Source organism: Streptomyces boncukensis (assembly GCF_011045075.1).
GTDB lineage: Bacteria > Actinomycetota > Actinomycetes > Streptomycetales > Streptomycetaceae > Streptomyces > Streptomyces boncukensis.
Genome location: NZ_JAAKZZ010000258.1, coordinates 1 through 10,432 on the forward strand (window position 1 = coordinate 1; position 10,432 = coordinate 10,432).

Sequence of the window (10,432 nt, forward strand, 5' to 3'; positions counted from 1 at the left end):
AGCGCACCCAGAGCCTTGCTCTGCACAACCGGGCTGGTTCCAACCCGGCTGGTGTTGAGGGAGTAAGACCTTGCTGGTCGCTGACCTGCGGGGCTTCCTGAGCCAGGAATCCCCCTGCTTCAGCTGGCGGAGGGTTCAATGGTCCCCCTCGGCCGGTTCGGCCGGCCCGTCATCCACTATGGGTACGAAGCGGACACGGGTGCCCGGTGTCAGCAGCGCCGCCGGGGTGCGGGCCGGGTCCCACAGCACGGTGTCCCGCGCGGTCCCGATCAGCTGCCAGCCGCCGGGCGAGGAGCGCGGGTAGACGCCGGTGTAGCCGCCCGCGAGCCCCACAGCGCCGAGGGGGACCCTGGTGCGCGGCGTGGCCCTGCGGGGCACGTGGTACTTCTCGTCCAGCCCGGTCAGATAGCCGAAGCCGGGCGCGAACCCGCAGAAGGCGACCCGGAACTCGGCCTGGGCGTGCACCCGCGCGACCTCGGCGGGCGCCACCCCCCACAGCGCGGCGACCTCGGCCACGTCGGGCCCGTCGTAGCGCACGGGGATCTCCAGGGCGGCGCCGCCGCCCGCGGCCGGCGGCGGGATGTGCCAGTGCGGCAGCTCGGCGGCGAGCCGCGCGGGCTCGGCCAGCCCGTCGAGCAGGACGGTTCTGGCTCCGGGCACGATGTCCCGTACGGGCGGCAGCGCGCCCTCGGCGCGGCGGCGCAGCAGCTCGGCGTGGAGCGCCTCGGCGGCCCCGGCGGTGGGAAGTTCGACGAGCAGCCCGTGCCGCCCGACGGGGCGGACGACGGGGGGCGGCCCGGGTGCGGCGGGCGGCGCCCCGTGCGGCCTGTCCGGCTCCGCGCCCGGGGGCGTCTTCGCAGGCGGCGTCATACGAAGGCCCGCACCCCTACTCCGGCGGCGGTCAGCTCCTCGCGCACCCGGCGGGCCAGCCGCACCGCGTCGGGGGTGTCCCCGTGGACGCACAGCGAGCGGGCCCGCACCCGGACGGTCCGGCCGTCGGCCGCGGTCACCTCGCCGTCCCGGGCGAGGCGCAGGGAGCGCTTGACGACCTGGTCCGCCTGGGTGAGCACGGCGTCCGGCTCGGTGCGCGGCACCAGGGTGCCGTCGGAGCGGTAGCCGCGGTCGGCGAACGCCTCGGGCACGCACGGCAGGCCGACCCGGGCCGCCGCGGTGTGCAGCTCGGAGCCGGGCAGCCCGAGCACGGGCAGCTCACGCCCGGCCGCCCCGGCGGCGAGCCGGACCCCCTCCGCGACGGCGGCGGCCTGCGCGGTGTCGCGCACGGTGCGGTTGTAGAGCGCGCCGTGCGGCTTGACGTAGGAGACGCCGCTTCCGGCCGCGCGGGCGAAGACCTCCAGGGCGCCGATCTGGTACGCGACTTCGGCGGCCAGCTCGGCGGCCGGTACATCCATGGCCCGGCGGCCGAATCCGGCCAGGTCGCGGTAGGAGACCTGGGCGCCGATCCGCACGCCGCGCTCCGCCGCCAGCTCGCAGACGCGGCGCATGGTGGCGGGGTCGCCCGCGTGGAAGCCGCAGGCGACGTTGGCGCTGGTGACCGAGGCGAGCAGGGCCTCGTCGTCGGTGAGCCGCCAGCGGCCGAACCCCTCGCCGAGGTCCGCGTTGAGGTCGATCTTCTGGTCCATCGGGAGCAACGTACGGGATTGTTCAACAATCCAGCAAGGGTTGTCTTGATCTCAATTCCCTTTCGCCGGATCCTCGGATTGACTGGGACCACCACTCACCACCGGGGGGAACACCACGATGACCGCCGACACGTCCCTGGCCTCCCTCGCGCTGTCCGAACTCGCGCGGGACCGCGCGCTGCTCGGACGCACGAGCACGGCCGAGCGCGTCGCGGGCATCCTCCGCGAGCGGATCGCGGGCGGCTCCTTCCGGCCCGGCGTACGGCTCTCCGAGGAGCGGATCTGCGGCGCCCTCGGCGTCTCCCGGAACACCCTGCGCGAGGCGTTCCGGCTGCTCACCCACGAGCGGCTGCTGGTGCACCGGCTCAACAGGGGGACGTTCGTGAGGGTGCTCACCCCGGCGGACATCATGGACATCTACCGCGTGCGGCGGCTGGTGGAGTGCGCGGCGCTGCGCGAGCTGGGCGACCCGCCGTTCCGGCTGGACGACGTGGAGGGCGCCGTCGCGGCGGGCGAGCAGGCGGCGGCCGAGGGGCGCTGGGCGGACTGCTCGACGGCCAACATCCGCTTCCACCAGGCCGTCGCCGGGCTCGCCGGCAGCCGGCGCACCGACGACCTGATGCGCGGGGTGCTGGCCGAGCTGCGGCTGGCGTTCCACATCATGGACGACCCGCGCCGCTTCCACGAGCCCTACCTCGCCCGCAACCGGCAGATCGTGCGCACCCTGGAGGCCGGGGACGCGGAGAGCGCCGAGCGGCAGCTCGGGTTCTATCTGGAGGACTCCAGGCGCCAGCTGATCGAGGCGTATCCGGAGAGCACCCCCGACTGATTCCGGCCCGCCGGACCCCGCCGGGCCCCGCTGGGCCGGGGCCGCCCCTGCCCGTCTTCGCAGTTCCCCGCGCCCCGTCCGGGGCGCGCAGCCACCGGCCCAAGATCAGCATGGTGGGCGCCCTTGTCGGATCGTTGAACGATCCTCTAACCTCCCGTGAAACTCGCGTCACGGGATCCGGCGATGCCGCACGGCTCCCCTCGCGCACAGGCACAGAAGGCGGAGACGAGATGATCGTTCTGCTCGGCGTCCTCGTGGTGATCCTCGGATTCGCGACACGCCGCAACCCCCTGCTCGTGGTCGGGGTGGCCGGGATCGCCACCGGACTGCTGGGCAAGCTCTCCCCCGTCGAGATCCTCCGGACCTTCGGGGAGAGCTTCGCGTCCAGCCGTTCGGTGACGATCTTCGCCATCACCCTGCCCGTGATCGGACTGCTGGAGCGCAACGGCCTCCAGCAGCAGGCCCGCACCCTCATCGGCAAGTTCGGCGCCAAGCTCACCACCGGGCGCTTCCTCACGCTCTATCTGCTGGTGCGCCAGGTGACCGCGGCCGTCGGGCTGCAGACCATCGCGGGCCCCGCGCAGAGCGTCCGCCCGATGATCGCCCCGATGGCGGAGGCCGCGACCGAGCGGCGCACCGGCGGCCGGCCGCTCCCGGAGAAGGTGCGCGAGAAGGTCCGCTCGCACGCGGCGGGCACCGACACCGTGGGGCTCTTCTTCGGCGAGGACTGCTTCCTCGCCATCGGCTCCATCCTGCTGATCACCGGTCTCGTCAACAGTACATACGACACCCACCTGGAGCCGCTGCACCTCGCGCTGTGGGCGATACCCAGCGCCGTGTGCGCCTTCTTCATCCACGGCGGCCGGCTGCTCCGCCTCGACCGGCAGCTGGAGCGGGAGCTGGTCACGGCCAACGCCGCGATGACCGTCGCGGACGAGGACGGAGACGGGAACGAGAGCGGGGCAGGCGTCAAGTGATCAAGTCCGAGTGGTTCTTCTGGCTGGTCGGCGCCGTCTTCATGCTGATGGCCCTGCAGATGGTGACCGACCGCAGCAACCCCAAGCGCCTCGGCACCGCCTCCTTCTGGGGCCTGCTCGGCGCCTGCTTCTTCTACAGCTCCTGGGTCACCGACAAGACCCTCCCCGCCGAGCCCCTCGGGGTCGCCGTCCTCGTCCTCATCTGCCTGGGCGGCTTCAACCGGACGAGCAAGGGCGTCCCCCGCACCACCGGCGAGGAGCAGCGCACCAAGCTGGCGGCCCGGTTCGGCAACAAGCTCTTCATCCCCGCGCTGACCATCCCCGTGGTCGCCATGCTGTGCGCCACGCTGGTCTCCAAGTGGAAGATCGGCGGGGAGCCGGTGCTGGAGGACGGCAGCGAGACCATCCTCGGGCTCGGCATCGGCGCCGTCGCCGCGCTGGGCGTCGGGATGTGGGTGCTGCGCGAGCGCAGGGTGACCGTGCCGCTGGACGCGGGGCGCGGGCTGCTGGAGGCGATGGGCTGGGCGCTGCTGCTGCCGCAGCTGCTGGCCGTGCTCGGCGCGATCTTCGAGGCCGCCGGGGTCGGCACCCAGGTGGGGAAGGTCACCGAGGCGATCCTGCCCGAGGGGCAGCGGCTGGCGGCCGTGGCGCTGTTCTGCGTGGGCATGGCCGTCTTCACCGTGATCATGGGCAACGCGTTCGCGGCCTTCCCCGTGATGACGGCGGCCGTCGGCTGGCCCGTCCTCATCGAGCAGATGAACGGCAACGCGGCGGCGATCCTCGCCATCGGCATGCTCGCCGGGTTCTGCGGCACGCTGGTCACCCCGATGGCGGCGAACTTCAACATCGTCCCCGCCGCGCTGCTGGAGCTGAAGGACCGGTACGGCCCGATCAAGGCCCAGGCGCCCACGGCCGGGGCCATGCTCGTCTGCAACATCCTGCTGATCTACTTCTTCGCCTTCTGACGGCTGGAGGCCGACCATCATGACCACGATCCTTGTGACCGGCTTCGAGCCCTTCGGGGGCGAGGAGGTCAACCCGTCCTGGCAGGCCGCCGAGCTGCTGGCCGCCGAGCCGCCCGCCGGGCTCGGGGTGACGGCCGTTCAGCTGAGCTGCGTCTTCGGCACCTCCCTGGAGGAGCTGCGGGCCGCCGTCGCCGCCCACTCCCCCGACCTGGTGCTGTGCCTGGGCCAGGCGGGCGGGCGGGCCGAGCTGACAGTCGAGCGCGTGGCGATCAACGTCGACGACGCGCGGATCCCGGACAACGCGGGCCGGGAGCCGGTCGACGAGCCCGTCGTGCCCGGCGGCCCCGCCGCCTACTTCTCCACGCTGCCCCTCAAGGCGTGCGTCGCGGCGTCCCGTGCGGCCGGCGTCCCCGCGTCCGTCTCGCAGACGGCGGGCACCTTCGTCTGCAACCACGTCTTCTACGGTCTCGCCCATCTGATCGCCACCGAACGGCCCGCGCTGCGGGGCGGCTTCGCCCATGTCCCCTTCGCGCCGGCGCAGGTCGCCGCGGCGGGCGCCGCGGGCGCGGGCAAGCCGTCGATGGCGGTGCCCGACATGGCCGCCGGGCTGCGCGCGATGCTGACCGCCGCCGCCACGACGACCAGGGATCTGCGCGAGTCGGGAGGGGCCACCCATTGAACCCGGAACTGGCCGCGCGTGCCGCGGCGTTCGCGGCGCTGGCCCGCGCGAACGTCACCCGCGAGTACCCGAACGCGCCCGCCCACCTGTTCGCCGGCCCGGACGACCTCGTACCGCCCCGCGCCCACCACCCCGCGTTCTACGGCGCCTACGACTGGCACTCGTCGGTGCATATGCACTGGCTGCTGGTGCGGCTGCTGCGGCGGTCCGGGGGCGCGGCGAGCGCAGGGGGCGCAGGCGGCGCAGCGGGCACCGCCCCGCTGGACGCGGCGGAGGCCGCGGCGACGGTGGAGGTGCTGGAGGGGCATCTGTCCGAGGCGGCGCTGCGGACCGAGGCGGACTATCTGCGCCGCCACCCCTCCTTCGAACGCCCCTACGGCTGGGCGTGGCTGCTGGCACTCGCCGCCGAGAGCGCCGCGCTCGCCGCCGAGAGCCGCTCCGCGGCGGGGACGGTGCCCACGGGGGAGAGCACCGCTTCCGCCGCGGAGCGATGGTGCGCGGCACTCGCGCCCGCCGTCGGCACCGTTGCCGAGCTGGTGACGGGGTGGCTGGAGAAGGCGACGTACCCGGTGCGCCACGGCACCCACGCCAACAGCGCGTTCGCGCTGGGGCTCATCCTCGACAGCGCCGAGGGCGCGGGCGCGCCCCGGCTGCTGCGGCCGGTCGCCGCGAAGGTGCGGGACTGGTACCTGCCCGACCACGGTGCCGCCACCCGCTGGGAGCCGTCCGGGCAGGACTTCCTCTCCCCGCTGCTCACCGAGGCGGACGCGGTCCGCCGGGTGCTTCTCGCGGAGGACTTCGCGTCCTGGCTCTCCCGCTTCCTCCCCGAACTGGACGCCTCCGGCGCCGCGTTCCTGCCGCCGCCGCGGGTCTCCGACCCCGCCGACCCGCAGATCGGGCATCTGCTCGGCCTCTGCCTGAGCCGGGCCGCGGCGCTGTCCCGGATCGCCGCCGCGCTGCCGGAGGGGGACGCACGGGTCGTTGCGCTCTCGGCCGCCGCCGAGGCGAATCTCGCGGCAGGGCTCCCCGCGGGCGCCTCCGGCGACTTCACCAGCGACCACTGGCTGGCCACCTTCGCGACGCTGGCCCTGGAGGCCCGAACGCACTGAGCAAGGGCTGCCCCGTGCTGCGCTTCGCAGTCCGCGGGTATTCGGTGGCTGAGCGCGCAGTTCCCCGCGCCCCTGGCGGGGCACAAGACCGTGCCCCGTCAGGGCGTTCCCTCGGGAGGGGGTTACTCGTCGGGGGGGAACACCTTTTCGCCGGTGTCCGCCCGGACGAGGGAGATCGCCTCCGCAGGGCAGTTCTCGGCCGCATCGCGCACCGCGTCCGACGCGTCCCGCTCCGGCGTCAGCACGCGGGACTGCCGGGCGGAGTCGAATTCGAACGTGTCCGGCGCCGTGTCCATACACAGGCCCGAGCCGATACAGAGGTCGCAGTCCACTTCGACGCGCCAGCGCTCGCCCATCCCCGTCACTCCTCCGTCGCCTCCCTATATGGGCAGGTGAATCGTCTTGTGCTCCAGATACTCACCATAGCCCTCGGGTCCGAACTCGCGGCCGATCCCGGAGTTCTTGTAGCCCCCGAAGGGGCCGAGCATGTCGAGGCTGAAGGTGTTCACGGAGTACGTCCCGGTTCGTACGCGCCGCGCGAAGTCGGTGCCGCGCTCCACGTCGCGGGTCCACACGCTGCCGGACAGGCCGTAGTCGGAGTCGTTGGCGATGCCGGCCGCCTCCGCCTCGTCCTCGTACGGGATGAGGCAGATGACGGGTCCGAAGATCTCCTCGCGGGCGATCCGCATCGTGTTGTCGACGTCGCCGAAGAGGGTGGGCTGCACATACCAGCCGGTCTCCGGCTCGGCCGGACGCGCGCCGCCCGCGAGCACCTTGGCGCCCTCCTGCCGGCCGAGCGCGATGTAGTCCAGGGAACGCTGCTGCTGCCGCTGGGCGACCAGCGGCCCCACCTCCGTGGCGGGGTCCAGCGGGTCGCCGACGGCGAGCCCGTCGGCCGCCGCACGGAAGCGCTCGGCGATCTCGTCGTACGCGGAGCGCGGCGCGAGGATCCGGGTCTGCGCCACACACGCCTGGCCGTTGATCATCCAGGCGAACGGCGCGATGCCCGCCACCGCCGCCTCCAGATCGGCGTCCGGCAGGATGACGGCGGCCGACTTGCCGCCCAACTCCAGTGTCACCCGCGTCAGCTGACGGGACGCCACCTCCATCACGCGCTTGCCCGCGGCCACCGAGCCGGTGAACGACACCTTGTCCACCCCCGGGTGGCCGACCAGGTACTCGCTCACCTCGCGGTCGGCCGGAAGGATCGACAGCACACCCTCCGGCAGCCCGGCACCGGCCGCGATCTCGGCGAGCAGATAGGCGTCCAGCGGGGTCTCCGGGGACACCTTCAGCACGGCGGAGCAGCCGCTCAGCAGCGCGGGGGCCAGCTTGGCCGCCGCCGTGAACTGCGGGACGTTCCACGGGACGACGCCCGCCACCACGCCCACCGGTTCGCGCCGCACCAGCAGCGGGCCCAGCACACCGTCCCGCCGCTCCTCGTACGGGTAGTCGCGGGCGATGCCGAGCGCCGCGTCCCAGACCATCACCGCGGCGAGCGACTGCACCATGACGCCCGCGGTGTACGGGGTGCCGTTCTGGGCGCTGATCGTGCGGGCCAGCTCCTCGCTGCGGGCCGCGATACCGTCCTTGATCCGGGTGACGACGTCGATCCGCTCGGCCAGCGGCCTCTCCGCCCACACCCCGGAGTCGAAAGCGCGGCGCGCGGCGGCGACCGCGCGGTCCACATCGGCGCGCGACGCGTGCGGGACGCGGCCGATCGGCCGCTCGCTGTGCGGCGAGACGACCTCGATGGTGTCGCCGCCCCGGGGGTCGGTGAGCGTGCCGCCGATGAAGAGCTGGGAGTGCTCGACGTAGCCGAAGTCCGTGTCCGTCATCCTTCCGCCCCTGCCTGTGGACTGTGATGTCTGACACTGCATCAGAACTAGTACCAGTTCTACTTCTAGGGGACAATGCCCGTACCGCGAGTGGGGGGAGCCGCCGTACATGACGAGCGCACCGCAGGTCACCGCGCACGGCGGCGGGGTGTGGAGCATCCCGGTCCCGATCCCCGACAACCCGCTCGGCCACACGCTGGTGCACGTCCTGGACACCGACAGCGGCCCCGTCCTCATCGACACCGGCTGGGACGACCCGGACTCCTGGCAGGCCCTCGCCGACGGCCTGGCCGCCTGCGGCACCGCGCCCGGCGAGCTGCACGGGGTGATCGTCACCCACCACCACCCCGACCACCACGGGCTGTCAGCGCGGGTGCGGGAGGAGTCCGGCGCCTGGATCGCGATGCACGCCGCCGACGCGCACGCCGTGCGCCGCGCCCGGGAGGTCAGGCCCACCGTGTGGCTGCGGTACTACGTGGACAAGCTGGCCGCCGCCGGCGCGCCCGAGTCCCATACGGCCCCGCTGCGGGAGGCCCTCGCGCACGGGTGGGAGGGCGCGTTCCCCGGGCACCGGGCCGCGCTGCCCGACCGGGAGATCCCGCCCGGGGAGCTGCTGGAGGGGCTGCCGGGCCGGCGGCTGCGGGCGATCTGGACACCGGGCCACACCCCGGGCCATGTGTGCCTGCACCTGGAGGAGCGGCACGGCGCGGGCGACCGGCTGTTCTCCGGGGACCATCTGCTGCCGACGGTCACGCCGCACATCGGGCTCTACGAGGATCCCGCCGAGGACCTGGAGAGCGGGGGCGGCGCCGATACTCCCCCGAGCCCTCGGCTCCGCTCGGGCAGGGGGGACCCCCTTGGGGACTATCTGGCCTCGCTGGAGCGGGTGGCCCGGCTGGCGCCCGCCCAGGTGCTGCCCGCGCACGAGTACGCCTTCGCCGGCGCGCGGGAACGCGCGGACGAGATCGCCGCTCACCACGCGGAGCGGCTGTCCGGCCTGCGCACGCTGCTCGCGGAGCGGCCGCGCACGCCGTGGGAGCTGGCGGAGGCGATGCGGTGGAACCGGCCATGGGCCGACATTCCGTTCGGCTCGCGCAACATCGCCGTCGCGGAGGCCGAGGCCCATCTGCGGCACTTGGTCAAGCTGGGCCTGGCCGAGCCGGTGCCGGGTGGGGAGCCGGTGTCGTACCGGGCGACCGCCGCCTGCTGAGCCGTGGGCGAGCCCGGCAGGCGCGGGCGCCGCCCACCGCGGCGGGCACCCCGGCACGGCCTACCGCTCCGGCACGGCCTGCCGGGCGCAGTCGACGTCGCGGTCCGGCAGGCGCGCGCCGCGCAGGTAGTCGTTGACGGCGCGGTCGGCGCAGGGAACGGGCCGATAGCCCTCGGCCTCGCGCCCGTAGATGCCGTGGGCGCGGATGTCCGCCGTCACCAGACGGGAACCGGTGAGCTTGCGGTGCAGCGCCAGGCCGTCCGCGTAGGTGACGTTGTTGTCCCGCAGGGCCTGCAGCATCAGCACCGGCACATCGTTGCCGATCGCGGTGCCGGGCTCGCTCGGCTCGCTCCCCCAGAAAGCGCACGGCGCGATCATGCCGTTGACATAGGGGCCGAAGACGGGCTCGGCGGCCCGGCTGCGGACGCTGTTCCTCCAGTACGTCTCGGGGTCCTCGGGCCAGCCGCCCGCGGGCCAGCCGCCGTCGCCGCACATGAACAGCGCCCCGCCCACCATGCCGTCGGCCACCTCCGGCGACGCGAGCAGCTTCAGCAGCGCGGAGAGCTCCTCGCCGGGCTCGTCCAGCCGCCCCGCGGCGGCGTCGACCAGGTCCCGCACCATGGCGGCCAGCGCACGGTCGTTCTCCGCGTGCTGGACCTGCTGCTTCAGGAGCATGCGCAGCAGCGGCGCGGTGAGCCGCTGGTCCCCGACGGCGACGGGCCGCCGCTCGGCGCGGTCGAGCAGCCGCTGCACCGAGGCGCGCACCCGCGGCGCGGTCCGGCCGAGCCGGTAGGTGCCGTGGTGCCGGGCGGCCCACGCGGCCCACTCGTCCAGCCCCTCCTCCGCGGGCCCTCCGGCATGCTGGAACAGCTGGTACTGGGTGGCCTCCGGGTCCGTGCTCCCGTCGAGGACGATGCGGTCGGCCCGGCGCGGGAACAGCTGCGTGTAGACGGCGCCCAGGTCGGCACCGTAGGAGACCCCGTAGTAGGACAGCTTGCGCTCGCCCAGCGCGGCGCGGATCACGTCCATGTCCCTGGCGACGTTGCGGGACGAGGCGTGCGGCAGCAGCCGCGCGTTGTCCCCGTGCTCCTGGCAGCGCTTCGCCGTCTCGCGCGCGGCCCGCACCGAGGCGTCGAAGTCGGCGCGGGGAGAGGTCCGCGGGCCGGGGCGGTCGGGGCGCGGGGC

General features: G+C 74.0%; 11 protein-coding genes. 6 read left to right on the top strand and 5 right to left on the bottom strand.

Annotation, left to right across the window (positions count from 1 at the left end):
* Window positions 1–135: 135 nt before the first annotated feature.
* Window positions 136–870 (bottom strand): 5-oxoprolinase subunit B family protein, encoded by a 735-nt coding sequence (locus G5C65_RS22355; protein WP_165300696.1) that lies wholly within the window; start codon window positions 868–870, stop codon window positions 136–138.
* The gene (locus G5C65_RS22360) at window positions 867–1,640 is read right to left on the bottom strand and encodes a LamB/YcsF family protein (protein WP_165300697.1); all 774 of its coding nucleotides are present in this window, start codon (window positions 1,638–1,640) and stop codon (window positions 867–869) included. The genes G5C65_RS22355 and G5C65_RS22360 overlap by 4 nt, the downstream gene beginning before the upstream one ends.
* Before the next feature lie 118 nt (window positions 1,641–1,758).
* On the opposite strand from G5C65_RS22360, the gene G5C65_RS22365 reads away from it, so the two are divergent.
* From G5C65_RS22365 to G5C65_RS22385, 5 genes are all read left to right on the top strand, one after another.
* Window positions 1,759–2,469: a GntR family transcriptional regulator gene (locus tag G5C65_RS22365; RefSeq protein WP_165300698.1), complete on the top strand. Its 711-nt coding sequence runs from the start codon at window positions 1,759–1,761 to the stop codon at window positions 2,467–2,469.
* 230 nt (window positions 2,470–2,699) lie between these two features.
* Window positions 2,700–3,446, top strand: a complete 747-nt coding sequence (locus tag G5C65_RS22370; RefSeq protein ID WP_165300699.1) for a DUF969 domain-containing protein — start codon at window positions 2,700–2,702, stop codon at window positions 3,444–3,446.
* The gene (locus G5C65_RS22375) at window positions 3,443–4,411 is read left to right on the top strand and encodes a 5-oxoproline transporter, DUF979 family subunit (RefSeq protein WP_165300700.1); all 969 of its coding nucleotides are present in this window, start codon (window positions 3,443–3,445) and stop codon (window positions 4,409–4,411) included. The genes G5C65_RS22370 and G5C65_RS22375 overlap by 4 nt, the downstream gene beginning before the upstream one ends.
* Window positions 4,412–4,430: 19 nt before the next feature.
* On the top strand, window positions 4,431–5,090 hold the full coding sequence (gene pcp, locus G5C65_RS22380; RefSeq protein ID WP_165300701.1) for a pyroglutamyl-peptidase I: 660 nt from the start codon (window positions 4,431–4,433) through the stop codon (window positions 5,088–5,090).
* The gene (locus tag G5C65_RS22385; protein WP_165300702.1) at window positions 5,087–6,199 is read left to right on the top strand and encodes a DUF2891 family protein; all 1,113 of its coding nucleotides are present in this window, start codon (window positions 5,087–5,089) and stop codon (window positions 6,197–6,199) included. The genes pcp and G5C65_RS22385 overlap by 4 nt, the downstream gene beginning before the upstream one ends.
* Window positions 6,200–6,321: 122 nt before the next feature.
* Here the strand turns inward: G5C65_RS22385 and G5C65_RS22390 are convergent, their stop codons facing one another.
* Complete coding sequence (locus G5C65_RS22390) at window positions 6,322–6,555, bottom strand: ferredoxin (RefSeq protein ID WP_165300703.1); 234 nt, start codon at window positions 6,553–6,555, stop codon at window positions 6,322–6,324.
* 24 nt (window positions 6,556–6,579) lie between these two features.
* Window positions 6,580–8,037: an aldehyde dehydrogenase gene (locus tag G5C65_RS22395; RefSeq protein WP_165300704.1), complete on the bottom strand. Its 1,458-nt coding sequence runs from the start codon at window positions 8,035–8,037 to the stop codon at window positions 6,580–6,582.
* 109 nt (window positions 8,038–8,146) lie between these two features.
* Here G5C65_RS22395 and G5C65_RS22400 point away from each other — a divergent pair, with 109 nt between their 5' ends.
* Window positions 8,147–9,247, top strand: a complete 1,101-nt coding sequence (locus G5C65_RS22400; protein ID WP_165300705.1) for an MBL fold metallo-hydrolase — start codon at window positions 8,147–8,149, stop codon at window positions 9,245–9,247.
* 60 nt (window positions 9,248–9,307) lie between these two features.
* Here the strand turns inward: G5C65_RS22400 and G5C65_RS22405 are convergent.
* Window positions 9,308–10,432: alpha/beta hydrolase (locus G5C65_RS22405; protein WP_165300706.1), on the bottom strand; the 1,125-nt coding region annotated here is incomplete at its 5' end.

Bases quoted from the DNA above. Each gene is read 5' to 3' on its own strand.
- G5C65_RS22355 (WP_165300696.1), bottom strand. From the start codon at position 870: ATGACGCCGCCTGCGAAGACGCCCCCGGGCGCGGAGCCGGACAGGCCG.
- G5C65_RS22360 (WP_165300697.1), bottom strand. From the start codon at position 1,640: ATGGACCAGAAGATCGACCTCAACGCGGACCTCGGCGAGGGGTTCGGC.
- G5C65_RS22365 (WP_165300698.1), top strand. From the start codon at position 1,759: ATGACCGCCGACACGTCCCTGGCCTCCCTCGCGCTGTCCGAACTCGCG.
- G5C65_RS22370 (WP_165300699.1), top strand. From the start codon at position 2,700: ATGATCGTTCTGCTCGGCGTCCTCGTGGTGATCCTCGGATTCGCGACA.
- pcp (WP_165300701.1), top strand. From the start codon at position 4,431: ATGACCACGATCCTTGTGACCGGCTTCGAGCCCTTCGGGGGCGAGGAG.
- G5C65_RS22390 (WP_165300703.1), bottom strand. From the start codon at position 6,555: ATGGGCGAGCGCTGGCGCGTCGAAGTGGACTGCGACCTCTGTATCGGC.
- G5C65_RS22395 (WP_165300704.1), bottom strand. From the start codon at position 8,037: ATGACGGACACGGACTTCGGCTACGTCGAGCACTCCCAGCTCTTCATC.
- G5C65_RS22400 (WP_165300705.1), top strand. From the start codon at position 8,147: ATGACGAGCGCACCGCAGGTCACCGCGCACGGCGGCGGGGTGTGGAGC.